Here is a 26,307-nt window from a genome sequence, read left to right as displayed (position 1 = left end):
GATACTTTTCGGTAAAAAATCTAGTGCAGGGAGTTTTTAGTTCGCCTGATAGCGACTAAAAGAAACGACCTGCATTTCTATTTGGCAACTCTCAGGTTGCCATTAAATAAGATACAAAGGACGAATAGAAAGCGATTGAATTTTAGGAAACCAAGGAAGGATTGACAATCCAAATTGGTTTCTCTAAATTCCGAGCTTTCCGTCCGTGTTCAGTTACATAAATTCTCCGACAAGCTTTTACTCGTTCTTAATTTGATTGTTTAAAAGCTTCCATCATCTCGATAAACTCGTCAAATAAGTAGCTTGCGTCGTGTGGACCTGGAGCAGCATCTGGATGGTATTGCACAGAGAAGGCTGGTTGGTATTTGTGGCGAACACCTTCAACCGTCTTATCATTAATTTCTTCATGAGTTATAATCAAGTGTTCTGGCAAATCTTCTCGACTAACTGCATAACCATGGTTTTGACTGGTAAAGTCTACACGACCTGTTGCAATTTCACGTACTGCATGGTTAAATCCACGGTGTCCAAACTTCATTTTATAAGTCTTGGCACCATTAGCCATGGCAAAGAGTTGGTGACCCATACAAATCCCAAAAATTGGAATTTTTCCTTGAACACTACGAATCATATCGAGTGCAGCCGGAACATCTTCTGGGTTACCTGGACCGTTTGACAACATCACTCCGTCAGGATTGAGATGGAGAATTTCTTCAGCCGTTGTTGAATAAGGCACAACCGTCACGTTACAGTTACGCTTAGAAAGTTCACGCAAGATTGAATGCTTGAGACCAAAGTCCACTAACACCACGCTCAAACCAACTCCTGGAGCTGGATAGGATGTTTTAGTAGAAACCTGCTTAATATTGTCTGTCGGCAATACTGTTGCTTGGAGCTGGTCAGTCACATGGTCCATACTGTCCCCAACATGGGTCAAGGTTGCACGCATAGTACCATGCTTACGGATAATCTTGGTAAGAGCGCGCGTATCAATCCCTGAAATACCTGGAATTTTCTTGGCTTTCAAAAATTCATCCAGCGTCATTTGGTTGCGCCAGTTGCTTGCTCTACGTGCTTCTTCAAAAACCACAACTCCCTTACAAGTTGGAATAATGGATTCGTAGTCATCACGGTTAATTCCATAATTTCCCACCAAAGGATAAGTAAAGGTCAAGATTTGTCCATTATAAGACTGGTCCGTAATGGATTCTTGGTAGCCGGTCATCCCTGTATTAAAGACGATTTCGCCTGTTACATCAATATCTGCTCCGAAGGCCTTACCTTCAAAAACTGTGCCATCTTCTAGTACTAGAAGTCTTTTTGTCATATTTTCACCTCTCGTGGACGCTCACAGGCGTCTTTTAACGTCTTGTGTTCTAATTCTTTTTTCTACTTGCCAGAACCGATTCTAAGATTGCCATTCTGACAAAGACACCATTGGTCATTTGTTGGACAATCCGTGATTTAGGCGCTTCAACCAAGTGGTCTGCGATTTCTACATCACGATTAACTGGAGCTGGATGCATGAGGATTGCTCTTTCTTTCAAGCGATCATAACGTTCTTGATTCAAACCATGTTGAGCATGGTAGCTTTCTTTTGAAAAAACAGTTCCACTCTCATGGCGTTCATGCTGAACTCGCAGGAACATCATAACATCAACCTGATCAATGATTTCATCAATAGTTACAAACTGTCCATAGTCTGCAAACTCTTGACTTCTCCACTCCTCAGGTCCAGCGAAAAAGAGTTCAGCTCCCAAGCGTTTCAAAATCTGCATATTGGATTTGGCAACACGTGAGTGGTCCAAGTCACCTGCAATCGCAACCTTGAGACCCTCAAAGTGGCCAAATTCCTCATAAATGGTCATCAAATCAAGCAAGCTCTGGCTAGGGTGTTGGCCCGAACCATCTCCACCATTGATGATGGAAGTCGTAATCGTGGGACTAGCAATTAACTCTCTGTAGTAGTCAACTTCTGGGTGGCGAATCACACAGACATCCACTCCTAAAGCAGACAGAGTCAAAATGGTATCGTAAAGTGTCTCACCCTTATTAACCGAGCTCGTCTTCACATCAAAGTCAAGTCGTTCCAATCCCAGTTTAATCTCTGCCACTTCAAAGGACTTATGCGTCCGTGTAGAATCTTCAAAGAAAAGATTGGAAACAATCGGATGGTCTTCATAAGGAAGCTGAGCTCCGTTTTTAAACTCAATTCCTCGCTTGATCAATTTCATCACTTGATCGACAGTGAGATCTTCCATGGACACCACATGGTTCAATACTTGTTGATTTTCTGACATGGCTACTCCTTTAGCTTTCTAAGCTTCTTCAGTAATCAGAACTCTGTCTTGGCCATCAAGTTCTGCCATCTCTACGATGATTTCTTCAGAACGACTAGTTGGGATATTTTTTCCAACGTAATCTGGACGGATTGGCAATTCTCTATGTCCACGATCGACTAGAACTGCTAAACTCACGCGCGCAGGACGACCATGACCTACAATATTATCAATAGCAGCGCGGATAGTACGGCCTGTATAAAGCACATCATCCACCAAGATAACTTCTCGGTCTGTTACATCAACAGAAACCAAAGAAGTATCTTCCCCACTTTTAACATCATCACGGAAAGGTTTCGTATCCAATTCCACAACAGGAACTGAAAGATTTTCTAGCTGCTCCAAACGTTCTTGGATTCGGTGTGCGATAAAGACACCGCGAGTTTTAATACCAGCCAAGACGATTTTATTCAAATCTTTGTTGCGTTCGATAATCTCATAAGTAATACGCGTAATCGCTCGCTTGACGGTCAATTCGTCTACAACTTCTTTTGCCTTCATGACAAACCTCCAAAAAGAAAAGTCTCCTTAAACAAGGAGACTTGAAATGTATAGCTAAGCAAGCCCTACTGCAAACAGTATAGACTTCACCCTTCTACTTTATCACGCTCCTTGCCTGCCTCACGGGACAGGTTTAAAGGAATATTTAATTATCAAATACTATAGCATAAAGCGAGCCTAAAATCAAGCAAAAACTTTTGAACCCCCATCTTATAAATTGCTAAAATCATATAACTGTGGGTACTGGTCACACTCTGGATTTTTAGGATGGCAAATGGCTCTTCCAAAATAAATCATGGCCTGATGAGCTGCTAACCACTGCTCCGATGGCAAGATATCCATGACACGCTTTTCCACCTCAAGCGGTGTCGCTGATTTTTTGACGATATCGTGGTGTTTGCAAATACGCTCCACATGAGTATCCACTGCAAAGGCTGGAATCCCAAATCCTACACTCATGACAACATTAGCTGTCTTGCGACCAACACCTGCCAAACTCTCTAATTCCTCACGTGTTTGAGGAACTTGACCATCAAAGTCGTCTAGTAACTGTTGAGCACATTTTTTTAGGAATTTAGCCTTATTCCGATACAGTCCTAGACGAGAAATGTGTGAAGCAATCTCACCCTCTGTCGCAACAGACATGGCTTGTGGCGTTGGAAAGGCAGCAAAGAGACCTGGTGTGGCCTTATTTACCGCTGCATCCGTTGTCTGAGCTGACAACATGACCGCAACCAAGAGTTCAAAATGATTGGTAAAATCAAGACTGGGCTTGGCATCGGGAAAAAGAGCAATGATTTCTTCTAGCACCTTTCGTGCTCGTTTTTTTGACAAGACCATTATTCGTCTCCATCAAATAGTCCTTGTAAGCCAGCAAAAGGACTGTTTTCTTCTTTCTTAACTGCTTGTTGAGCTTGGTATTCTTCTTCTGTCATGATTTGCCAGTCATTTCCTGACACAAAACCTTTACCAGCTTCTTCTTCAGCCGTCAAAACCTTAATAGGAATGTTTAGTAGGATATTGTCTGACACGCTCTCAGCAAGGTCAAGTTCTCCATTTTTGATAGGCAAGACCAAATCATCGTCTAAAACTTCCTGATCTAGCTGGTTGGTTGCTCCTTCCATGAAAACTTCTGTGACTGGATAAGATTCAGCCAACTCAACTGGCTCCATACTGCGACTTGAAGCAAGAACAATGGTATAAGATAGTTGATAATCTAAGAAATACATACTGTCTTCGTACTGTACTTTCCCAACTGCAAGGATATCTTTTACATCTAAAATTTCTTGATTGCGTTCACGCAGGTCTGCGGCTAGGTCTAACGTTTGTTCAAAATGCAAGCCTTCAGACTGCTTACGAATTTCTTGAATATTTAATTTCATACTTCCTCCATAAAGATTTACTCACTTGATTATACCATGAAAATCCTACAAGCATACCTTCCAAACTTTGTAATTAAAATTCTTACTTTTTAACATATTTACTATGACATTTTTAGTTTTTAGTGCTATACTATAGGCAATAATATATCAGAGCAAGGAGGATGCTCACATGGAAGACAAAGAACTCATTACTAATGCTACCCAACTCCTATCCGAGTTAAATAAAAGTTTCCAAAGCTGCAAACAGGGTACGGCAGATGATATTCGACTACAAGAGATGCTAAATACTACTCTACAAGAGCTCAAAAAAGCGGAAAAGTTGAATAACAGTATCTTAATTGACCTTGAGAAATTTTACCAACGTACCAGTCTTCTGATAGGCCTCGGTAGCCTAAAACTCAACGATCAAGCACGCACTGCTTGGCGAAACTATGATAAATTCCATTACGAGCATGTCAAACACGTACTAATTCTTTATGGACCTGTTTTCGGATTTTAGAAATTAGAATTTCCAATTTTCTATTGACAAAATATCCTGAAAGGTATAGGATAGAGGTACTAATACTCGGAGGTAATGGAGACATGAACAACTAAGTCTATCAAATAAAGAACCTTTATTTAGTAGATCTTGTTTTTGTCTCTTTTTATGTGCTATTTTATACTAGATTTTCTAGTATCTTGTCCTCATTGAAAATCAAAAAACTAGAAAGCTAACCATCTGCTCCTCTTGGGTTGGATTAGGCAAGTCTAAGCTAGTTTGAAGAGATTTTCGACGTGGATAATGGCGTTTTTGACAGTGACTTTGGGCTCTACTAGGTAAAGTAGAGCTTTTTGTTATGCACTATGGACATTCTAGAAAGGGCGACAATATGATAAAAATCAATCATCTGACCATCACACAAAACAAAGATTTACGAGACCTTGTATCTGACTTAAGCATGACTATCCAAGACGGGGAAAAGGTTGCTATTATTGGTGAAGAAGGAAATGGAAAGTCAACTTTGCAGCGAGCTTTAATGGGGGAAGCATTGCCTGATTTCACTATCAGGGGCGACATCCAGTCTGACCATCAGTTACTGGCCTACATTCCTCAAAAACTCCCCGAGGAGCTGAAAAAGAAAACTCTTCACGACTACTTCTTTTTAGATACTGTTGATTTAGACTACAGCATCCTCTATCGTTTGGCTGAGGAATTGCATTTTGATAGCAATCGTTTCGCTAGTGACCAAGAGATTGGGAGCCTTTCGGGGGGCGAATCTTTGAAAATTCAGCTCATCCATGAGTTAGGCAAACCCTTTGAAATTCTATTTTTAGATGAACCTTCAAATGACTTGGATCTTGAGACTGTTAATTGGCTAAAAAATCAGATTCAAAAGATTCGGCAAACCGTTATTTTCATTTCCCATGATGAAGACTTTCTTTCTGAAACGGCTGATACTATTATCCACTTGCGACTGGTCAAGCACCGTAAAGAAGCGGAAACACTAGTAGAGCATTTAGACTATGATTGCTATAGTGAGCAGAGAAGGGCTAATTTTGCCAAACAAAGCAAGCAAGCTGCTAACGACCAAAGAGCCTACGATAAAACCATCGAAAAACATCGGCGAGTCAAGCAAAATGTAGAAACTGCACTTAGAACTACCAAAGACAGTACTGCCGGTCGCCTATTGGCTAAAAAGATGAAAAATGTTCTCTCTCAAGAAAAACGCTATGAAAGAGTAGCTCAGTCCATGACTAAAAAGCCACTTGAAGAAGAATACATTCAACTTTTTTTCTCAGATATACAGCCATTACCAGCTTCTAAAGTCTTAATCCAACTGGAAAAGGAAAGTTTGTCCATTGACGACCGTCTTTTGGCTCAAGAACTACAACTAACTGTCCGCGCCCAAGAAAAAATCGGTATCATAGGCCCAAATGGTGTTGGGAAATCAACTTTATTATCCAAGTTACAGCAACTACTAAGCGCCAAAAGAGAGATTTCTCTTGATTTTATGCCACAAGATTATCACAAAAAACTACAATTGGAGCTATCTCCAGTAGACTATCTAAGTAAAACTGGGGAAAAAGAGGAACTTCAGAAAATCCAATCTCACCTAGCTAGTCTCAATTTCAGTTATCCGGAAATGCAGCATCAAATTCGCTCCTTATCTGGCGGACAACAGGGTAAACTCCTGCTTTTGGATTTAGTCTTGCGCAAACCAAACTTTCTCCTGCTGGATGAACCCACACGAAACTTTTCTCCAACTTCTCAACCCCAAATTAGAAAACTCTTTGCCACTTATCCTGGCGGTCTCATCACTGTTTCGCATGACCGTCGTTTCTTAAAAGAGGTCTGTTCGACTATCTATCGCTTGACAGAACACGGTTTGGAGGTAGTTAATTTAGACGATTTATAAATTTTCAACATAGCAAAAATCCAGAGACAATCTCTGGATTCTTTTTACATATGTTTTAAACGTTCAATACGTTCTGAAATAGGTGGGTGGGTATAGAAGAGTTTTTGGAACCCTCCCCCTTTCTTAGGATCATTGATATAAAGTGCACTGCTGGCATCATCGACAGGACGACTCATCGGTTTACTATTATCCAACTTACGTAGAGCATTAATCATCCCTTGAGGATTGCGGGTCAACTCGACACTGGAAGCATCAGCTAGAAATTCCCTCTGACGAGAAATAGCTAGTTGCACCAAGGTTGCAGCGAGAGGTGCCAGCACAATAGCTAGTAGGGAAACCACTAGCATCATGATTTCAAGACCATTTCCATCTCTATCATCGTCACTTCGTCTGCGACTTGCTCCACCCCACCACATCATACGACCTGCCATACTAGAAAGCATGGTGATAGCACTAGCAAGGGCGACAGCAATAGTCGAAATACGGATATCGAAATTACGAATATGACTGACTTCATGTCCCATAACAGCTTCTAGTTCTTCACGATTCATGATAGCTAGGAGACCTGACGTCGCAGCAACCGCTGCGTTTTGAGGGTTAGAACCTGTCGCAAAGGCATTTAAGGCTGGATCATCAATGATGAAAACACGGGGCATAGGAATCTGAGCGACCATAGCCATATCTTCTACTACATGATAGAGGTCTGGTGCCGTTTGTTCATCGACCTCTCGCGCTCCATTCATGGACATGACAATCTCTGTCGATTGAAAAATCATGGACAAGGCATAGATAAAGCCGATAATCAGTGCGATAACCAAACCACCAAGCCCAGACCTCATAAAGAGGTAACCAACCGCATAGCCAACAAGAGCTAAGAGTAGGAAAAATACCAGCAACAAAATCCACGTTTTTCGTTTATTGCTTGCAATTTGATCAAACAACATCTTAGTCACCTAAACCGCTAAAATCAACTTTAGGAACTGCCTTTTCCTCTTCTGGTGTTTGAAGGAAATCTGCTGCTTTAAATCCAAACATTCCAGCGATAATATTGCTTGGGAAAGTTTCTAATTTTACATTGTAGTTGCTGACAACACTGTTGTAAAGTTGACGAGAGTAAGAAATTTTATTTTCTGTGTTTGTCAACTCCTCTTGCAACTTAACAAAGTTTGCACTGGCTTTTAAATCTGGATAGCTTTCTGCAACTGCAAAAATACCTGAAACCTGACGAGTAAGGGCATCACTAGCTTTCATAGCTTCTGCTGGTGAAGTCGTTGCCGCCACTTGGTTACGTAGTTCTGCCACCTTTTCAAGGGTAGAACCTTCATATTTGGCATAACCTTTTACAGTCTCAATCAAGTTTGGCAAGAGATCATTTCGACGTTTCAACTGAACATCAATCTGACTCCAAGCCTCCTTTGTTTGCATACGATTCTTAACTAACCCGTTATAGCTAACAATCACAAAAATAACAATAAGAGCTAAAACTCCAAGAATAATCCAAGTCATGATATAAGTCCTTTCTACTTTTAGATTAGTACCAGTATATCAAATTTTTTATGAATATGGTAAAATAAGATGATACTATAGAAGGAAATAATTATGAAACCAGAAACATTTTACGACTTACTAGCGGAGCAAAACATTTTACTCTCAGAGCAGCAAAAACATCAATTTGAACGATATTTTGAGCTCTTGGTTGAATGGAATGAAAAGATTAATCTTACAGCTATTACAGATAAAGAAGAAGTCTATCTGAAACACTTTTACGATTCTATTGCACCCATTCTGCAAGGCTTAATTTCAAATGAAACTATCAAACTTCTTGATATTGGAGCCGGGGCAGGATTTCCTAGTCTACCTATGAAAATCCTCTATCCTCAGCTAGATGTGACTATTATTGATTCTCTAAATAAGCGCATCAACTTCCTCCAACTGTTGGCTCAAGAACTAGATTTAGACGGTGTTCATTTCTACCACGGTCGTGCAGAAGATTTTGCCCAAGATAAAAACTTTCGTGCCCAGTTTGATTTGGTAACTGCCCGTGCTGTAGCTCGTATGCAGATTTTATCAGAATTAACCATTCCCTATCTTAAAGTCGGAGGTAAACTATTAGCACTAAAAGCCAGCAATGCTCCAGAGGAATTGTTAGAAGCCAAAAATGCCCTCAACCTCCTCTTCAGTAAGGTCGAAGACAATCTCAGCTACGCTCTACCTAATGGAGATCCGCGCTACATCACAGTGGTAGAAAAGAAAAAAGAAACACCAAATAAATATCCAAGAAAGGCTGGCATGCCCAACAAGCGTCCACTTTAAACTTTATGTGAAAAAATGATTTACAAAATCAGCCTCGCTCTTGTATTTCTAGGCTCGGGAAAAAATGATTTACAAAATCATTTTTTTCTGCTATACTATCACAAGCAAAGGTTTTTAATGTCATCCCGTGAGGTGACGAAGACGCAGAAATATTTAAAACTCTTTAAAGTCTAGATTTTAGAGAAGTCTTACTCTGAGGGCCTATTGCTGTAAAATAATGGGCTCTTTTTTGATGCCCAAAAGTGAGGTTTATATGAAACAAGAATCAACTGTTGATTTGTTACTAGACGTTGACCAACGTCCTTCGGCTGGAAAAGGAATTCTCCTTAGCTTCCAACACGTTTTCGCCATGTTTGGTGCGACCATCTTGGTACCCTTGATTTTGGGAATGCCTGTATCTGTTGCCCTTTTTGCTTCAGGTGTTGGAACACTCATCTATATGATTTCAACTGGTTTTAAAGTTCCCGTTTATCTAGGTTCTTCATTTGCCTTTATAACAGCTATGTCCCTAGCTATGAAGGAACTAGGAGGGGATGTATCAGCTGCACAAACAGGGGTTATCCTTACAGGTTTTATCTATGTCCTTGTGGCTGCTAGTGTTCGTTTTGCGGGTACAAAATGGATTGATAAACTCTTGCCACCAATCATCATCGGACCTATGATCATCGTTATCGGTCTTGGACTTGCTGGTTCAGCTGTTACCAATGCTGGTCTTGTAGCTGATGGAAACTGGAAAAATGCTCTTGTAGCAGTTGTTACTTTCTTGATTGCTGCCTTTATCAATACAAAGGGAAAAGGCTTCCTACGAATCATTCCATTCCTATTTGCCATTATCGGTGGTTACCTCTTCGCACTAACTCTTGGTTTGGTTGACTTTACACCAGTTCTTAAAGCTAACTGGTTCGAAATTCCTGGTTTCTACTTGCCATTTAGCACAGGTGGTGCCTTTAAAGAATACAATCTTTACTTTGGACCAGAAACCATCGCCATCTTGCCAATCGCTATCGTAACAATTTCTGAACATATCGGAGACCATACTGTTTTGGGTCAAATCTGTGGCCGTCAATTCTTGAAAGAACCAGGTCTTCACCGTACTCTTCTCGGTGATGGTATCGCAACTTCAGTTTCTGCCTTCCTTGGTGGACCAGCCAATACAACTTATGGAGAAAATACAGGAGTTATTGGTATGACTCGTATCGCTTCTGTCTCAGTTATCCGTAACGCTGCCTTCATCGCGATTGCCCTTAGCTTCCTTGGTAAATTTACTGCTTTGATTTCAACCATTCCAAATGCTGTACTTGGTGGTATGTCAATCCTTCTCTATGGTGTTATCGCAAGTAATGGTTTGAAAGTCTTGATCAAAGAACGTGTAGACTTCGGTCAAATGCGTAACCTCATTATCGCAAGTGCTATGTTGGTACTTGGTCTTGGAGGAGCTATCCTTAAACTTGGTCCAGTGACACTTTCAGGTACTGCTCTATCAGCCATGACAGGTATCATCTTGAACTTGATCTTGCCATACGAAAATAAAGATTAAAAAAATTTTCCGGTTTCCAATCCTAATTGATTCGAAGCTGGAAAATTTTATTTTTTAAAAAGTTTACTATCTTTTTTTGCTAATAAAACGAAATAAAGCAAGTAGCTATTATGAACTACTTGCTTTACTTTTAAACTAATTATCAGATACTGCTTTTATCTTTTTTATCTGAGGATTTATCTGTTGAGTTGTCTGTCGATTTATCACTAGATTTGCCTTTGTCCTTAGATTTTGAAACATTACTTCGGACAACAGTATCATAACCTTCCGTGTTATCAATTAACTCAGTCGCTAGAGTACGATAATCCTCTTGAGAGATAAGCCAGTTGCCATCCTTATCTTTGGTTAATTTGATTTCAGTATCAAAATCTCCAGTAGTAAATGGTGTGTACGCTAAGTTAGGGTCAACATCGTTATAGATAGTAAAATCATGCCTAAACAGATGTTCAAAAATCCAGTATGAAATCAATGTTTGGTAACGTTTAATATCAACATTTGATCCCGCAGTATTGTACTTACCTAAGTTGTCAATCCCTCCAATTAGAGTAGTCAAAACGTCTCTTGTTGAAGAAGCCAAACCTTTAGAATGCAACTTTTTAGATGTAAAAGTTATAGTAGCTGAACTGCCTGATTCGTCTAACTTAACATCCTTAATAGAGTAAGAACCAATCTCTTGGAACATTTTTCGTCTTACTTTTAAGAAACCAGTAATTGTTTCTTCTGGTGTTTCAATAGGGAAATCAGTATGCCACTGAACAGAATAGGTAGAGGCCGGTGTAAGACCATCTTCTTTTACCTTTTCACTAGTTTGAACCGCAAATACTGCCTCAGTCCATTTTTCATAGGTTTCACCGTAAATCTTTTTAAACTTAGCAATATCAGTAGTCAAAACTGCATCTAATAAAGTTTCAGCATCTTTTGTAACCTTTTCTTTGACTGATTCTTCTTTCTTATCAGTTTGTTCGGTTTTGTCAGAATTCGATCCTGACTGACTCGGAACTGAAGAACAAGCACCTAAGACAACTGCTGACAGCGCTAAAATACCAAGCAACTTAACTTTATTCATAATACACCTCTTTATAAAATTTACTCTTTGAGAAAGTCCCTAAGAGTGTTTCTTTAGAAAATCTCAAGATTATTCTAACGGAGAATGAGGGATTCGAACCCTCGCGCCAGTTACCCGACCTAACGATTTAGCAAACCGTCCTCTTCAGCCTCTTGAGTAATTCTCCAAAAATAAAAATACTAGAACGATTGGATTTATCAAACCTAACATCACGAAAAAACATCATTTTTTGTTTATTTAATTTCTAACCGCTTATCTTTTTATTTTAAAGTAAATACTCTATCAACTATAGATAAAGCATCTAATTCTATATTTAATTTTTTACAAATCGTAGTCAATTACACCCAATATTCAAATTCAAGAATCATTTAAAACTATGTTACATATCCTCTTTTTCTGGATAATTGTTCTCTTTAAAAATCAAACTTAACTTTACAATAAAGCCACAGTACACAATCATTATATCATGCGATGAGATTAAAATCGGTATATTTTTTGATAATTTTATGTCTAATTTTTGAATGTTAAGTTCATATTTTTAGTTTTTATAAAGAACTTAAAAATAAAAAACGTTGATTTAACAACGTTTTACCAAGGAATGCAAAAGAATGCAAAGGAATAATGGAGCCGGTGGGAGTCGAACCCACGTCCAAACACCTGCCAACATATTTGTCTACAACCATAGGTTATGTATTGTTTTAACAGCTCCTCGACACATAACTCAAGCCTAGGAACTGCGAGTCTATCAATCTCTTATCAAACCGCTAGACGAGACTTGATCGTATCTCGCTAATAATAAGACCTGTCATTGAACACGAGCAATCCAAATCGGGTCACGCCTGCTGGTTTTTAGGCAGCTAGAGCGTAAGAAGTGTTATTTTTTGCAGTTATATTTAACTGGCATTTTTACATCTGCCGATGAGTCGCAAAATATGCCTCATAATGCCTGTCGAATCCGTAACGACCCCTAAAGACAATATAACCATTATACCCTATCTAAAGGAAAAAAGCAAAACAAAGTCAAAATACTAAAAAGTTATCAACCCTATTGAGAATTGATAACTTTCTAATTCAGATTTTATATTGATTATTCAATAAACCTTTTACTTATATCTGCTTAAACACTTTTCATCCTCAAGCCACTTTTCTAGAACTTGATAAACTCCACCTTGGCTATTAGACGGTGCTAGAGCTGTTGCAACTGACTTAGCCTTGCCATCTGCATTTTCCATAGCATAAGCAATACCAGCCATCTCTAGCATTTCAACATCATTTTCACTATCGCCAAATGCCATGATTTGCTGGGCTTTCAAGTCCCAACGTTTGAGTAATTCTTCCAATCCCCATGCCTTGTGAATACCATCTTGTAGGATATCAATGCAACCAAAACCACTTGATACAGCTTTAACATATCCACCAAATAAATCATTGATTTCTGCTAATACAGCAACAGAGCGTTCTTCTCCAACTACCATACTCATTTTTAGTACACCACCAAAAAGTTCCGGCTTCAATTCCTCGACAAAATGCATACGTTGATAAAATTTATCAATCATTTCCGGAGTCATAAAGCTCTCTAAATCTGTAAATACAGTTCCTTCTTTAACAAAGCCGCCGTTCATTGATGTTACGACAAACTGGTCTTGACAAGCTCTGTCATTAAAATGAGTGATCGCTTTTTCAACTATTCTTTCATCCCACGTCTGCGCTTGAATTAACTGATTGGCTTCAAATATTCTTGCACCATTAGCAACCACTAGCACCACTCTATCAACTAGATGACCTAGTAATTCTCTCATGCGATATACTTCATTTCCTGTCGCAATGACAAAGCGGATACCTTTTTGATCTAACTGATCCAATATTTTTTCTAAACGCGGAAGGTCCATTTGTCCCTTAGCATCTAGTAAAGTCCCATCCATATCTGACGCAATTACTTTAATATCCATCTTAATTCCTCGTAGTTACAGTTACTACCACTTCAATCCTACATGTTGATTCATTTCTTTGTAAGCTATATCAATTCTTTCCTTTGTAGCAGCATCTAACAGGTCACGATGTTTACCACCCTCAATAAAGTCTTCCAAAATATAGGTCTGATAATGATAAAGTGGATACCCTTCTGGAGAAAATGTTCCTTTAGGTGTACGATTCACCCAAGTAGGGTGGGCTTGGGCAGTCTCAATGCTAGTCTTGCCAGCTTTTTTCTTAAGTGTTACATCCATTAGAACACCTCGCTCAGTCCACTTAGCATTTTCTACACCAGTCATCGTTTCAATCCGTTGGTTAGAAATAAAATTCCCCATAGAGTAGATAATGAGTTTTTTATCTCCATCTTTTTCAACCGTCTCTGATGGTTCTACTACGTGAGGATGTCCTCCAAAGATAATATCAGCTCCCCAGTCAATCATCTTATGATAAAGCGCCTTCTGTTCTTCAGTAGGTTCTATACGGTATTCTACACCCATCTGAGGCATAATAATTGTAATATCGGCCTCTTTTTCAGCACGTTCAATCTCAGCCTTCATCTTTTCTTCATTCAAGTCAGAAAGATAGCGATTATAATCTTCTTGAGACAAATTTTGCTCAATTCCATTAAAACCATAAGAGTACGCTAATAAAGCCACTTTAATACCATTGACTTCTTTGATGACAAGAGGAGCCTTATCACGTGCTTCATGTGTATATACACCAATTGGGGTTATCCCTGCCTTTTCAATGGCATCTGCAGTTGAAATAACCCCTTCAATTTGTGAGTCTAAAATATGATTATGAGCTAAATCAAGAACATGATATCCTGCATCTTTAATAGCATCCATCACTTGAGCAGGAGCGTTAAATAAAGGATAACCCGCTAAATAATGATCTTTATTAATGGTTCCTTCAAAATCACCTATAGCCAAATCTGCCTGTTTAAGCCATGGAGTAACGTACTCAAAATTCTCATGAAAATCATAGCTACCATCTTCCTTTTTAGCTGACATATAGATAATATCATGATAAAGTAAATCTCCATGAGCCATGATACGGGCACTTGTTTCTTCATCCTGCTTCTTAGCTTCTTGATTTTTCTTAGTTTCCTCTTGAGAGAAAGTATTGCTGTTATGAATAGCCAAAGGCATGCCATTAAAACTCTCAAAAAGTAACACTAAACCCATTGATAGAAAGACTGCCAATAAAAGAACAGCAACAAATCCTTTATTACTCCATCTACTGTAACGCCTGAAAAAATGCACAATTTTCCTTATAAAGCGCAAAACTGGTCCTACTTGATGTCTATCTTGTCTTCTCTGCATCTTCATTCTCCCTGCTTTCTAATGCAAGCCTTTTCTTTTTATTATATCACAGATAAGTAATTCTTTCACAATTGAATCGAACCTACTAGGCATTTTCTATAAAAACTCGATGCCGTAATGCTTTCAATCCTTATCATTTTGTGATATCATGTAGAAGTAATGAAAGGAGAGAAAATGTCTGCTATAGAACGTATTACAAAAGCTGCTCACTTAATTGATATGAACGATATTATCCGCGAGGGGAATCCTACTCTACGCGCGGTTGCTGAGGAAGTTACTTTCCCCCTATCTGATCAGGAAATCATCCTTGGCGAAAAGATGATGCAATTCCTTAAACATTCCCAAGATCCTGTCATGGCTGAAAAAATGGGGCTCCGCGGTGGTGTTGGACTGGCTGCTCCCCAGTTAGATATCTCAAAACGCATTATCGCTGTTTTGGTGCCTAATATCGTCGAAGAAGGTGAAACTCCTCAAGAAGCCTACGACTTGCAAGCAATTATGTACAATCCAAAAATTGTATCCCACTCAGTTCAAGATGCTGCTCTAGGTGAAGGGGAAGGGTGCTTGTCAGTAGATCGCAATGTGCCCGGCTATGTTGTTCGCCATGCCCGCGTTACTGTTGACTATTTTGACAAAGATGGGGAAAAACACCGTATCAAACTCAAAGGCTACAACTCCATCGTTGTTCAGCATGAAATTGACCACATCAATGGTGTTATGTTCTACGATCGTATCAATGAAAAAGACCCATTTGCAGTTAAAGATGGTTTACTGATTCTAGAATAAAGAAAATCCCGTTGCAAGACGGGGTTTTGTGTTATAATAGAGGCATGAAAACAAATGATATTGTCTATGGCGTCCACGCCGTTACCGAAGCCCTCCTTGCAAACACAGGAAACAAGCTTTACCTACAAGAAGATCTCCGAGGTAAGAATGTTGAGAAAGTCAAAGAACTGGCTACAGAAAAGAAGGTGTCCATTTCTTGGACTTCAAAAAAATCCCTCTCTGAGATGACTGAAGGTGCTGTCCACCAAGGTTTTGTTCTACGAGTGTCCGAATTTGCCTATAGCGAGCTGGACCAAATCCTTGCCAAAACATGCCAAGAAGAAAATCCACTTCTATTGATTCTAGATGGACTAACTGATCCCCACAATCTGGGCTCTATACTAAGAACAGCTGATGCGACTAATGTTTCAGGAGTTATCATTCCTAAACACCGAGCTGTAGGTGTGACTCCTGTCGTTGCTAAAACAGCCACAGGTGCTATTGAACACATTCCCATTGCAAGAGTGACCAACCTTAGTCAAACTTTGGATAAACTCAAGGATCAAGGTTTCTGGATTTTTGGAACGGATATGAACGGTACCCCATGTCACAAATGGAACACTCAAGGTAAACTGGCACTCATCATCGGAAATGAAGGAAAAGGAATCTCTAGTAACATCAAAAAACAAGTAGATGAGATGATTACCATTCCAATGAACGGCCATGTTCAGAGCCTCAATGCCAGTGTTGCTGCAGCTATTCTTATGTATGAAGTATTTCTAAATAGACTCTAAAAAAGTTTCCAATCAAATGATTGGAAACTTTTTTGATTAACTATGTTCAGTAATAAATTTGTAAGCTTCTTGTCCTGCAATAGCTCCATCACCAACAGCTGTTGTGACTTGACGTAAATCCTTTTGGCGAACATCACCCACTGCAAAGACTCCATCAACTGCTGTCTTCATATGATTATCTGTGACAACCCAGCCTGCTTGATCTTGAATATTTAATTCTTTAACAAAATCACCAACAGGGTCCAGACCAACATAGATAAAGACACCACCAAATGTCTGCTCGCTTACTTGACCTGTCTTCACATTTTCAAATACGACAGACTCTACTCTGTTTTCACCCTTAATTTCTTTGACAACAGAGTCCCAGATAAAGCTCACTTTCTCATTTGCAAAAGCACGGTCTTGTAAGACTTTTTGGGCACGGAGTTCATCACGACGATGTACAATAGTAACGGATTTGGCAAAACGAGTCAAGAAGAGTGCCTCTTCAACTGCTGAATCGCCTCCACCAACTACTAACAAATCTTGATCACGGAAGAAAGCTCCATCACACACTGCACAGTAGGAAACACCACGACTATTAAGTTCTTCTTCACCTGGAACTCCTAAAAGACGGTGTTTAGATCCAGTTGCTATGATGACTGTACGTGTTTCAAACTCTTGATCACCTGTAATGACTTTTTTAAAGTTCCCATGGTCCTCAACATTTTCTACATAACCATAAAGGTGCTCCACGCCAAGATTTTCAAGTGGTTCAAACATCTTTTCAGCTAACTCTGGTCCACTGATATTAGCATAACCAGGGTAGTTTTCGATATCCGATGTATTGTTCATCTGCCCACCTGGCAAACCACCTTCAATAAGAGCTACTTTCAGATTACTACGAGCAGCATACAAGGCTGCAGTCATTCCTGCAGGTCCAGCACCAATAATAATAGTATCGTACATTTCGATTCCTTCTTTCTTGTTGTAACTATTTTTATTCTAACTAATTTCTATTAATCAAGCAAGGATTATGCCTTGAAAACTAATAGCAAACTCATAACAGCGAAAGATAAGACTGGAATAACCAAAATGCCAATCATGATCATATCATAAAAATGAGCTTGACGAGCTTTAGGAGTTTTATCAACTCTAGAAAGCAGTCTTAGTCCTGTCCAAATCCCTAAAAATGCCCCTACTAGAAGCGCTGTTATGATTAAACTCTCGAAATATAAAGAAAACAATTGCAGTAGCATGATTTCTCTCGTTTCTATCTTTTTTAAATAGTAAACTCAGCTAGTCAAACTAACTGAGTTTTCCCTTATCTATTATATCAAATATAAGTTCGTTTGTAACTAGAGAAGAATTCTTTTGTCCGTTCTTCTTTAGGATCGTTGATGATTTGATCAGGCGTGCCTGATTCAATGATTTTTCCCTTATCTAAGAAGAGAATCTTATCAGCAACTTGGGCTACAAAGGACATATCGTGACTGACTAAAATCATAGTCTGTCCTGACTTAGCAGCATCTGCAATAGACTTCTCTACTTCACCAACCAATTCTGGGTCAAGAGCTGAAGTTGGTTCGTCTAAGAGCAAGACATCTGGTTTCATAGCAAGCGCACGCGCTAAGGCAACCCGTTGCTTCTGTCCACCTGATAAATGGCGAGGGTAATGGTTTTCACGATCAGAAAGCCCAACCTTAGTCAACTCTTCCTTGGCAATCTTAGTCGCTTCTTGATCAGACAATTTCTTGACAACAAGCAAGCCTTCTTTCACATTATCAAGTGCTGTGCGGCGTTCAAACAAATTAAACTGTTGGAAAACCATAGACAGCTTACGGCGTAGGGCAAGGATTTCTTCTTGAGTGATTTTAGAAAAATCGACTGAAAAATCATCAATCTGAATAGAGCCACTGTCAGGTGTTTCAAGATAATTGAGACTGCGAAGGAAGGTTGATTTCCCAGCTCCTGAAGAACCAATCAAGGCTACAACTTCCCCTTTTTGGATATCCAAGTTCAGATGATCCAAGACAGTCTGTCCTGAAAAGGATTTGCTTAAATTCGAAATCTTAATCATTAACGAAGGTCTCCTTTCACATCTGTTTGCACGGTATCAGGTGCAGAAATAGCCATTTTTCTCTCGATGAAACGACCGAGACTTTCAATTCCAATATTGACTACCCAATAAACCAGGGCTACAGAGATAAAGCGTTCAAAATAGCGGTAATCAGCTCCACCCAAAATCTGAGCTTGGGCAAAGACTTCCACAACACCCGCACTAAAGGCTAGGGAAGTTCCCTTGGTCAAGCCGATTAGGGAATTGATTAAAGTTGGAGTCGCCACAACGGCCGCATTTGGAATAATCACTCGTCGATAAACTTGTGCTCGGGTCATCCCCAGACTTCGTGCCGCCTCAATCTCACCAGGATTGACTGAGAGAATGGCTGCACGAATGGTTTCACTAGCATAGGCTGCCTCATTAAAGGCAAAGGCGACAATCGCAAAAACAGCCGCTGGAATCGCATTGATATTGAGACCAGTTCCCCATTGCTGATTGAGGGCTTTCAAAGCCAAAGGAATTCCGTAGTAGGTCAACATGAGTTGCACCAAAATCGGTGTCCCCTTTAAGAAACTAACAAAGAAGGCCTGCAAGGGATATAAAATTCTGACACGATTGATTTTCACAATGGCAAAAATCAGCGCCAAAACCAAACCAAAAAGGGCCCCACCAATGGTCAACATAATTGTTGTTGGAAGTTGTTGGATAATTCTTGGAATCCCATCAAAGACCGAACGCAGGCTAAAGAGCTTGCCATCCGGAATCAATTGCATCAAGTTTTGGTACCAATCTGATGCTAAAATCGTTGTAACATTCATAAAAACATCCTCTCCTGATAATGATTCATTCTACCATACTTCTGCCGTCAATGAAATTATTTGCTACGGTCAGATACAGACTTTGTCTACCTACTAGTTTATCATACTTTGAAACAGGGAGGTTATATATTTTATCTATCAAAGAGATAAGTAAAAACTATTTCAATCCCAATTCTTCATAAGGTTTTCGATAACCGATTTGCTTAACAGTTCCATTTTCTACTAAAATCGGCCGTTTTAACAACATTCCATCACTTGCTAGCAACTCGGCTGCTTCTTGGTTTGACAGACTTTCTACCTTATCTTTCAGCCCTAATTCACGGTATTTGATTCCACTGGTGTTGAAAAATTGCTTTAGCTCGAACCCTGAGGTTTCTAGCCAGTTTAAAATAACTTCTTGGCTAGGTGTTTCTTCAACGATGTGAACAGCTTTGTAGTCCACACCGAGTTGGTTTAATTCTTGTTTTGCTTTTTTACAAGTTGAACATTTTGGGTATTCGATAAATTCTAACATGTCTTTCACTTTCTATTTTATATCTTTAAAATCTGCGCCTTCATGCTCCAAGAGCCAAGCTTTCTTTTCCACTCCTGCAGCATAACCTGTCAGACGCTTGCCTGCGCCGAGCACACGATGACAAGGTACTAGGATAGACCAAGGATTGCGTCCCACTGCTCCACCAATTGCTTGAGCAGAAGCAACTTGCAGGTCTTGGGCTATTTGTCCATAGGTCACTGTCTGACCATAAGGAATTCTCTGTAAATAGGACCAAACTCGCTTTTCAAAATCCGTCCCGATTGGAGCCAAGGGCAAGTCGGATAAATCATGAGACTTGCCTTTAAAGTAAGCATCTAAGCAAGCAATAACTGGGTCTAAAATGGGATGACTAACAACTGCTTCTATCGTCTCATCTCCTATCCCCCTCTCAAAATGCTTCTGCTCCTGAACCCAAATTCCATACAAATACTGGTTATCAGCTACGAGAGAAAGGGAGCCAATCGGCGAAGAGTAGAGAATTTTTGCGTACTTCTTTTTCATTATTTCTTCAATTTTTGATAGGCCAGGCGTTCGCCATCAACAGGCACTTTACCAACCTGTTTAAAACCAAGTTTTTCAAAAATATGTTGCATGACCTTGTTTGCAACATGCGTATCTGAGCGAAAATCTAGATAATCAAATCCTTCAATCAAGCCCTCTAAGAAGGTTTGAGCAACTCCTTGTCCCTGCACATCTGCTGCCACAGCAATACGGTGAAAGACTAGGTACTCTGACTCCCCAGCTTGCCATTTTCCTTCATAAATGGCTTCATAGGCTGTCTCTGGACTCTTGGTCACAGCAGCATAGGCTAGTAGTTCTCCTTCTTCCAAGGCTACATAGGCTTGACCTGAGATAATATCCTCAATAATAATATCAGCATTTGGATAGCCATTTTGCCACTGGTCACTACCAGCATCTGCTAAACATTTCTTGGCTTCCTCCATCACCTGCATAATGGCATCTACTTCATTTGGAAAAGCTAAACGAATCTCCATCTTTTCTCCTCTTTTCTGACTAGTTTCTCCCATCATAGCATAATTTAAACCTTTTCACAAGCAGTTAAAACTTGACTTTTTGTTTTTGTTATTTTATAATCTAGTTATTAAAACTAGATAAAAAGGAGTTAAAAATGAAAACTACCTTTTCCTACCCAAAATGGGCAGAAATTCCAAACATTGACCTCTATCTGGACCAGGTTTTGCTCTATGTCAATCAGGTCTGCGCCCCTATTTCTCCTGATAAAGACAAGGGACTAACAGCATCTATGGTCAACAATTATGTGAAACATGGTTACCTGACAAAGCCTGACAAAAAAAAATACCAACGCCAACAGATTGCCCGTTTGATTGCTATCACAACCCTCAAGTCTGTCTTTTCTATTCAAGAAATAGCCCAGACACTTAATACTCTACAAAGTCAAGCAAGTTCAGACCAACTCTACGATGCTTTTGTAAACTACATGAACCACGGAATTGACCCAGCTAACCCCATTATCCAAACCAGCTGCCAAACCGTTAAACTCTATCATCAAACCCTAGCCTTAATCCATCATACTCAAGAGGAGGAAATCTAATGAATACAAGCCTAAAGCTCAGCAAACAACTCAGTTTTGGAGAGGAGATTGCTAATAGCGTGACCCATGCCGTAGGTGCAGTCATCATGCTCATCTTACTCCCCATTTCATCAACCTATAGTTATGAAGCACACGGATTTTTATCATCTATCGGTGTCTCCATTTTCGTTATCAGTCTCTTTCTCATGTTCCTATCATCCACCATTTATCACTCTATGGCCTATGGTTCAACCCACAAATATGTCTTGCGAATCATTGACCATTCGATGATTTATGTTGCTATTGCAGGCTCATACACGCCCGTCGTCTTGACTTTAATGAATAACTGGTTTGGCTATCTGATTATTGCCATCCAATGGGGAACAACCATCTTTGGTATTCTCTATAAAATCTTTGCTAAAAAAGTCAATGAGAAATTTAGCCTTGCTCTTTACCTGATTATGGGCTGGTTGGTTCTAGCTATCATTCCTGCCATTATCAGTCAAACAACGCCCATTTTCTGGAGTCTCATGGTAACTGGCGGACTTTGTTATACAGTTGGAGCTGGCTTTTACGCCAAGAAAAAACCTTATTTCCACATGATTTGGCATCTCTTTATCCTAGCAGCATCTGCCCTCCAATACATTGCCATTGTTTATTACATGTAAAAAAAAAGACAAGGTTTTTTATCCTTGCCTTTTAGTTTTAGTACTGCTTTGGTTTCAATGTCAATAAGTGTGTTCTTTTTGGTTCAGTAACTATTCCAATTTATCTATCTTGAAATAAATAAAATCCCTTTGTAATACTATAAAAAATAACTAACAAAGAAATAACTATAAGACTCGGTTGCCAGAAACCTGATATATCTACTAAACTACGGCCTAAAAATTGGCCAATAAGGCTAACTAAAATTAAAATAATTAAATTGAAAATTACTGACACTAATAAAATTAACACCGAATGTATTATTGCCTCGCCTATACGTATTTTAAAAAGTTGTAATCTTGATACTCCCAGTGTCTTTAACTGTTTAATGTCCTCAATATCTTTATTAGAAGATAAAATTGTAAGAGAAATAGAACTAGTAATAATCAGAATAATTGGAGCAGACAGATAAGCAATAAAGGAAGCTCTTGCTTCGTTTACTCCGTTTGCTGTATTCATGAATGAATACATATTTTGGGTGTAAAGAATAAACCCAGAAATGAGAGTTACTCCCATGCTCATTGAAGTTTGTATACTTTTCAAATAGCTAGGATTGGATAGTAGATTCCAAAAGCCTGTATTAATTACATAATTTTCAGTTGGAAATATCCTCATTAAAAATTTTATTAGAAACACTTGAATTGATGGAGATAGTGATTGAATAATAAGGATGTGAATAATTAATAAAAATAATATTATGCTTGACTGTGTTGAAATTATTTCTTTATTTCTGCTAAAACCTGCTGAAACAATCAAACCTATACATAGTAACCATAGGATTAAACGAACAGAGATGTTAACAAAACCAGTTACTGTAACTTTTCTTTTTTTCTTTTTTGGTTTTAATATTGATGATATTTTAAGTATACGACTTGAATAAAAGTAAGCCCCTATCCCGACAATTGTTGGTACTATAAAAACACTCAATAAAATTGATTGAATGTTGGCTGTAATAACTAAATCAGGTAACTCATCTCTTCCTAATAAATTTTGTAAAAATTTGTAGTAACTATCTGCCATGATAAATGAAAGTATTGTACCAATACTACTAACAATCACTGCCATTAAATAAAACTGTCCAGATACTAATAAAGATAGCTGAGTTCTGCTTGCGCCTAAGATAGCCCATAATTGGTAATCCTTTTTAAAGATATCTATTAACAGTCTTATATTATTTGAAATAAGGAAAAATAGAGTAGTCCCGCCAAAAATTATTAGCATTTGAAAAAGTTGTGAAGCGTTAATATTAGCAGTCTTTATTGAACTAGCAATACCAAATAAAGATGTTCCAACAATCAGGCTAGATACAAATAGTAATGGTATTGTTCCTAACCATTGTCTTTTTGAGTACTGAAATTGGTAAATGATTAATTTTAGCATAATAAATCCTCCTCAAATTAATCTTTACTACTTTCAAGTGCTTGGTAGAGCTCATCAGCTGAAGGTTTAATAATTTGTCGAGATATTTTTCCGTCTTTTAAAATGAGTGCTCTGTCAGTTTTTGAAGCCAACTCAATATCATGAGTGACCATAAGAACACATTTTCCTTGACTCGCTAAATTACGAAGTGTTTCAAATATAAGTTTTCTTGAGACGCTGTCCAGAGCTCCTGTTGGCTCATCAGCAAAAATAATTTTACTATCAGCTATTATTGCACGAGTAATAGCCACTTTTTGCTGTTCTCCACCTGATAAGGTAGCAACTAATGATGATAGTTCTGCTTTAAAATTCAAACTATCCAACATTTTTTTTACTTTATTGCTATCAACACTCTTTCCTGATAGTCTCAGAGAAAGTGTAACATTTTCTAGTACAGGTAGAGCAGGTACCAGATTATAGTTTTGAAAAATTATTGCAATATCTTGTCTTCTAAATTTAGCAAGCTTCCCTTCTTTTAAGGTATATGGATTTACACCATTGATAACAACTTCGCCACTTGTTGGTTCAGATAAACTTGATAAGCAACTTAGCAAAGTAGACTTTCCAGAACCACTGACACCAAGTATTGATACAAATTCCCCATAATTGACAGATAAGGAAATATCTTTCAAAATAGAGACAGTTTTGTCTTGCCCTAACAAAAATTCTTTTGAAAGGTTTGAGACTTTAACAGCTACATTATTAACCATAATAAATCCTCCTGATTCCAGTGTCATCTTTGATTTAATTATACAATATTGGAATTCTATTAATATCAAGTAAGTAACTTATGAAACGTATTTTTAATGGATAAAATTTCTATTTCCTCTGGATCTCGAATAAAGGTCTTTAGCGAACTAAGAATTTTTTCTATTACCATAATAGTATCATAAATGAAACTTGATTGAAAGCGTAAACATAGCTTTGTTAAGTGATACAACTATTCTATACAAAATTTAAACATAAAACTTAGGTATACTTAATAAATGAGAATTTAAGTTAGCTATAACAAAGATAGTAGCATATGTAAAACTCTAAGCAGGCAGAGCCTGCTTAGAGTTTTACAATCGAATTTCCCAAAGAGGAAGCAAGATGAAAGCCGTCATTGCTTGTGCTCATAAGATTCTCAGAATCGTTTACAAACTACTCTCCACCAAGCATACTTATCAAAAAGAAAAGGCGCTAGGACTGAGGAAACAGTTCTAACGCAAAAACTAAAAAAATTTCAATTACAGTATAGCGCAGGAAGTGATTTTTTGCGCTTTTTTACTATCTTTTTTCTTTACACATATTGATAAAGTACTGGTGCAAGCGCACATCATCAGTCAATTCCGGATGAAAAGAAGTTACCAGCATATTTTTTTCTTGGGCTGCAACGATTTGATTATCAACTCTTGCTAGAATTTCTACATCTTCTCCAACACTGCTGATAATTGGACCACGGATAAAGGTCATTGGAATCTGACCAACTCCCTTACATTCTGCTTCCGTATAGAAACTCCCTAGTTGGCGCCCATAGGCATTGCGCTCGACCACCATATCCATAGTTCCTAGATGACTCTCTTCCTGAGAAGTAATTTCCTTAGCCAGCAAAATCAAGCCAGCACAGGTTCCAAAGGCTGGTAAACCAGATAGAATGGCTTCTCGGATGGGAATCAACATGTTCTGGTCACGTAAGAGCTTGCCCATGGTTGTAGATTCCCCACCAGGTAATATCAAACCTGACAAGTCATTCTGATCTTGCTGAAAATCTTCTAAATTTCTGATTTCAACACTCTCGACATCTAATCGATCTAGCACTTTTGCATGTTCTGCAAAAGCACCTTGTAGAGCCAGGATTCCGATTTTCATCTATTTGCCTCGCTCTGCCATGAGGATTTGAATCTCATTCTCATTAATTCCAACCATAGCTTCCCCAAGGTCTTCAGAGATTTCAGCTAGAATTTTTGGATTGCGATAATTAGTAACAGCCTTGACAATAGCACTTGCCCGTTTTACTGGATCTCCTGATTTGAAAATACCAGAGCCAACAAAGACACCCTCAGCCCCTAGTTGCATCATGAGGGCTGCATCAGCTGGCGTTGCAACGCCTCCAGCTGCGAAGTTTACAACTGGTAATTTTCCATGCTCATGGACATATTGAACCAATTCTACAGGGACTTGCAAGTCCTTGGCAGCAACATACAGTTCGTCCTCACGTAGATTTTGAATGCGACGAATTTCCTGATTCATCATACGCATATGACGTACAGCTTGGACGATATCCCCCGTACCCGGTTCTCCTTTAGTACGAATCATAGAAGCACCTTCAGCTATACGACGCAAGGCTTCACCCAAGTCTTTAGCACCACAAACAAAAGGAACTTGAAATTCTTTCTTATCCACATGGAAACGGTCGTCAGCTGGAGATAAAACCTCACTCTCATCGATGTAGTCAATCTCAATAGCTTCAAGAATTTGAGCTTCCACAAAATGTCCAATTCTAACCTTGGCCATGACTGGAATACTAACCGCATCTTGGATTTCCTTAATCATCTTTGGATCGCTCATGCGAGAAACTCCACCAGCTGCACGAATATCAGCTGGAATCCGCTCCAAGGCCATAACAGCTGCCGCACCAGCAGCTTCAGCAATACGGGCTTGTTCAGGATTTTGAACATCCATGATAACGCCACCTTTAAGCATTTGTGCTAAATTTTTATTTAATTCATAACGATTTTCAGTCATTTCTTTATCCTCATCATTTGTATTGGTAGCTACCATTTCATTTTAAGTCAGATTAGAATGAATCACAAGATAAAAAAACAATAATTGTATGGGTACAAATTGACTAAAAAACTATCTGGTC

29 protein-coding genes, 1 tRNA gene and 1 other RNA gene are annotated in these 26,307 nt (G+C 38.8%); 8 read left to right on the top strand and 23 right to left on the bottom strand.

The features are described 5' to 3' along the window. Positions 1-247: 247 nt before the first annotated feature. From HMPREF1117_RS05145 to HMPREF1117_RS05125, 5 genes are all read right to left on the bottom strand, one after another. Positions 248-1,327, bottom strand: coding sequence for a carbamoyl phosphate synthase small subunit (locus tag HMPREF1117_RS05145; RefSeq protein ID WP_000166841.1), 1,080 nt, complete (start codon positions 1,325-1,327; stop codon positions 248-250). Positions 1,328-1,376: 49 nt separating this feature from the next. Beyond that, entirely contained in the window at positions 1,377-2,300 is a 924-nt protein-coding gene (locus HMPREF1117_RS05140; RefSeq protein ID WP_001293863.1) for an aspartate carbamoyltransferase catalytic subunit, read from the bottom strand. A gap of 18 nt (positions 2,301-2,318) precedes the next feature. Next, the gene (gene pyrR, locus HMPREF1117_RS05135; protein ID WP_000644747.1) at positions 2,319-2,840 is read right to left on the bottom strand and encodes a bifunctional pyr operon transcriptional regulator/uracil phosphoribosyltransferase PyrR; all 522 of its coding nucleotides are present in this window, start codon (positions 2,838-2,840) and stop codon (positions 2,319-2,321) included. A gap of 210 nt (positions 2,841-3,050) precedes the next feature. Further along, a complete protein-coding gene (gene nth, locus HMPREF1117_RS05130) occupies positions 3,051-3,680 on the bottom strand; it encodes an endonuclease III (protein ID WP_000244441.1) in 630 nt (209 codons plus the stop codon). Further along, positions 3,680-4,222, bottom strand: a complete 543-nt coding sequence (locus HMPREF1117_RS05125; RefSeq protein WP_000773215.1) for a YceD family protein — start codon at positions 4,220-4,222, stop codon at positions 3,680-3,682. The genes nth and HMPREF1117_RS05125 overlap by 1 nt, the downstream gene beginning before the upstream one ends. Before the next feature lie 169 nt (positions 4,223-4,391). Between HMPREF1117_RS05125 and HMPREF1117_RS0102035 the strand changes: the two genes are divergently transcribed. Next, positions 4,392-4,721 carry a hypothetical protein gene (locus HMPREF1117_RS0102035; protein WP_000389567.1) on the top strand — a complete coding sequence of 110 codons (330 nt, stop codon included), beginning with the start codon at positions 4,392-4,394 and terminating at the stop codon, positions 4,719-4,721. A gap of 337 nt (positions 4,722-5,058) precedes the next feature. Then, the gene (locus HMPREF1117_RS05120) at positions 5,059-6,618 is read left to right on the top strand and encodes an ATP-binding cassette domain-containing protein (RefSeq protein ID WP_029693132.1); all 1,560 of its coding nucleotides are present in this window, start codon (positions 5,059-5,061) and stop codon (positions 6,616-6,618) included. 44 nt (positions 6,619-6,662) lie between these two features. Here the strand turns inward: HMPREF1117_RS05120 and htpX are convergent, their stop codons facing one another. Further along, positions 6,663-7,562: a zinc metalloprotease HtpX gene (gene htpX / locus HMPREF1117_RS05115; RefSeq protein ID WP_000895746.1), complete on the bottom strand. Its 900-nt coding sequence runs from the start codon at positions 7,560-7,562 to the stop codon at positions 6,663-6,665. 1 nt (position 7,563) lies between these two features. Further along, positions 7,564-8,124, bottom strand: coding sequence for a LemA family protein (locus HMPREF1117_RS05110; protein WP_000219835.1), 561 nt, complete (start codon positions 8,122-8,124; stop codon positions 7,564-7,566). Positions 8,125-8,217: 93 nt separating this feature from the next. On the opposite strand from HMPREF1117_RS05110, the gene rsmG reads away from it, so the two are divergent. Continuing rightward, complete coding sequence (gene rsmG / locus HMPREF1117_RS05105) at positions 8,218-8,931, top strand: 16S rRNA (guanine(527)-N(7))-methyltransferase RsmG (RefSeq protein ID WP_000801924.1); 714 nt, start codon at positions 8,218-8,220, stop codon at positions 8,929-8,931. A 253-nt stretch (positions 8,932-9,184) separates the two neighbouring features. Next, entirely contained in the window at positions 9,185-10,468 is a 1,284-nt protein-coding gene (locus HMPREF1117_RS05100; RefSeq protein WP_000808285.1) for a uracil-xanthine permease family protein, read from the top strand. Positions 10,469-10,610: 142 nt separating this feature from the next. On the opposite strand, the gene HMPREF1117_RS05095 is transcribed toward HMPREF1117_RS05100, so the two are convergent. The 5 genes from HMPREF1117_RS05095 to HMPREF1117_RS11540 all read right to left on the bottom strand — a co-directional run bounded on the left by HMPREF1117_RS05095 (position 10,611) and on the right by HMPREF1117_RS11540 (position 14,830). Next, positions 10,611-11,534 carry a hypothetical protein gene (locus HMPREF1117_RS05095; protein ID WP_001045283.1) on the bottom strand — a complete coding sequence of 308 codons (924 nt, stop codon included), beginning with the start codon at positions 11,532-11,534 and terminating at the stop codon, positions 10,611-10,613. 78 nt (positions 11,535-11,612) lie between these two features. Further along, a tRNA-Ser gene (locus HMPREF1117_RS05090) sits at positions 11,613-11,700 on the bottom strand. 453 nt (positions 11,701-12,153) lie between these two features. Continuing rightward, positions 12,154-12,502, bottom strand: a transfer-messenger RNA (tmRNA) gene (gene ssrA, locus HMPREF1117_RS11545). Positions 12,503-12,637: 135 nt separating this feature from the next. Beyond that, positions 12,638-13,483: an HAD family hydrolase gene (locus HMPREF1117_RS05085; protein ID WP_000352000.1), complete on the bottom strand. Its 846-nt coding sequence runs from the start codon at positions 13,481-13,483 to the stop codon at positions 12,638-12,640. A 24-nt stretch (positions 13,484-13,507) separates the two neighbouring features. After that, positions 13,508-14,830 (bottom strand): CapA family protein, encoded by a 1,323-nt coding sequence (locus HMPREF1117_RS11540; RefSeq protein WP_001189735.1) that lies wholly within the window; start codon positions 14,828-14,830, stop codon positions 13,508-13,510. A gap of 174 nt (positions 14,831-15,004) precedes the next feature. Here HMPREF1117_RS11540 and def point away from each other — a divergent pair, with 174 nt between their 5' ends. Next, complete coding sequence (def, locus tag HMPREF1117_RS05065) at positions 15,005-15,616, top strand: peptide deformylase (protein ID WP_001272957.1); 612 nt, start codon at positions 15,005-15,007, stop codon at positions 15,614-15,616. 44 nt (positions 15,617-15,660) lie between these two features. After that, positions 15,661-16,389, top strand: a complete 729-nt coding sequence (gene rlmB / locus HMPREF1117_RS05060) for a 23S rRNA (guanosine(2251)-2'-O)-methyltransferase RlmB (protein ID WP_000855746.1) — start codon at positions 15,661-15,663, stop codon at positions 16,387-16,389. Between the two features lie 36 nt (positions 16,390-16,425). Here the strand turns inward: rlmB and trxB are convergent, their stop codons facing one another. The 7 genes from trxB to HMPREF1117_RS05025 form a co-directional block, all read right to left on the bottom strand. Then, entirely contained in the window at positions 16,426-17,337 is a 912-nt protein-coding gene (trxB, locus tag HMPREF1117_RS05055) for a thioredoxin-disulfide reductase (protein WP_000272333.1), read from the bottom strand. Positions 17,338-17,402: 65 nt separating this feature from the next. Next, on the bottom strand, positions 17,403-17,627 hold the full coding sequence (locus HMPREF1117_RS05050; RefSeq protein ID WP_000926597.1) for a DUF4059 family protein: 225 nt from the start codon (positions 17,625-17,627) through the stop codon (positions 17,403-17,405). Positions 17,628-17,704: 77 nt separating this feature from the next. After that, positions 17,705-18,448, bottom strand: a complete 744-nt coding sequence (locus HMPREF1117_RS05045; protein ID WP_000590981.1) for an amino acid ABC transporter ATP-binding protein — start codon at positions 18,446-18,448, stop codon at positions 17,705-17,707. Continuing rightward, entirely contained in the window at positions 18,448-19,248 is an 801-nt protein-coding gene (locus tag HMPREF1117_RS05040; RefSeq protein WP_001103444.1) for an amino acid ABC transporter permease, read from the bottom strand. The genes HMPREF1117_RS05045 and HMPREF1117_RS05040 overlap by 1 nt, the downstream gene beginning before the upstream one ends. A gap of 157 nt (positions 19,249-19,405) precedes the next feature. Further along, complete coding sequence (locus HMPREF1117_RS05035) at positions 19,406-19,762, bottom strand: arsenate reductase family protein (RefSeq protein ID WP_000889088.1); 357 nt, start codon at positions 19,760-19,762, stop codon at positions 19,406-19,408. A 12-nt stretch (positions 19,763-19,774) separates the two neighbouring features. After that, a complete protein-coding gene (locus HMPREF1117_RS05030) occupies positions 19,775-20,284 on the bottom strand; it encodes a methylated-DNA--[protein]-cysteine S-methyltransferase (protein ID WP_000731182.1) in 510 nt (169 codons plus the stop codon). Beyond that, positions 20,284-20,778 carry a GNAT family N-acetyltransferase gene (locus HMPREF1117_RS05025; protein ID WP_000405852.1) on the bottom strand — a complete coding sequence of 165 codons (495 nt, stop codon included), beginning with the start codon at positions 20,776-20,778 and terminating at the stop codon, positions 20,284-20,286. The genes HMPREF1117_RS05030 and HMPREF1117_RS05025 overlap by 1 nt, the downstream gene beginning before the upstream one ends. A gap of 134 nt (positions 20,779-20,912) precedes the next feature. Between HMPREF1117_RS05025 and HMPREF1117_RS05020 the strand changes: the two genes are divergently transcribed. Then, positions 20,913-21,356 (top strand): DUF1836 domain-containing protein, encoded by a 444-nt coding sequence (locus HMPREF1117_RS05020; protein WP_000858719.1) that lies wholly within the window; start codon positions 20,913-20,915, stop codon positions 21,354-21,356. Next, the gene (gene trhA / locus HMPREF1117_RS05015; protein WP_001097996.1) at positions 21,356-22,003 is read left to right on the top strand and encodes a PAQR family membrane homeostasis protein TrhA; all 648 of its coding nucleotides are present in this window, start codon (positions 21,356-21,358) and stop codon (positions 22,001-22,003) included. Before HMPREF1117_RS05020 ends, trhA begins: the two co-directional genes overlap by 1 nt. A gap of 100 nt (positions 22,004-22,103) precedes the next feature. On the opposite strand, the gene HMPREF1117_RS05010 is transcribed toward trhA, so the two are convergent. From HMPREF1117_RS05010 to pdxS, 4 genes are all read right to left on the bottom strand, one after another. Continuing rightward, positions 22,104-23,420, bottom strand: coding sequence for a hypothetical protein (locus HMPREF1117_RS05010; protein ID WP_000915990.1), 1,317 nt, complete (start codon positions 23,418-23,420; stop codon positions 22,104-22,106). Positions 23,421-23,437: 17 nt separating this feature from the next. Then, positions 23,438-24,169 (bottom strand): ABC transporter ATP-binding protein, encoded by a 732-nt coding sequence (locus tag HMPREF1117_RS05005; protein WP_000247938.1) that lies wholly within the window; start codon positions 24,167-24,169, stop codon positions 23,438-23,440. 559 nt (positions 24,170-24,728) lie between these two features. Next, a complete protein-coding gene (gene pdxT / locus HMPREF1117_RS05000; protein ID WP_000689950.1) occupies positions 24,729-25,310 on the bottom strand; it encodes a pyridoxal 5'-phosphate synthase glutaminase subunit PdxT in 582 nt (193 codons plus the stop codon). Beyond that, positions 25,311-26,186, bottom strand: a complete 876-nt coding sequence (pdxS, locus tag HMPREF1117_RS04995; protein ID WP_025171577.1) for a pyridoxal 5'-phosphate synthase lyase subunit PdxS — start codon at positions 26,184-26,186, stop codon at positions 25,311-25,313. It abuts the gene before it with no gap. Positions 26,187-26,307: the final 121 nt, after the last annotated feature.

Source organism: Streptococcus sp. SK643 (assembly GCF_000259505.1).
Classification (GTDB): Bacteria; Bacillota; Bacilli; order Lactobacillales; family Streptococcaceae; genus Streptococcus.
The sequence above is the reverse complement of the archived record's forward strand: the minus strand, read 5'-3'. Positions and strand labels throughout refer to the sequence as shown.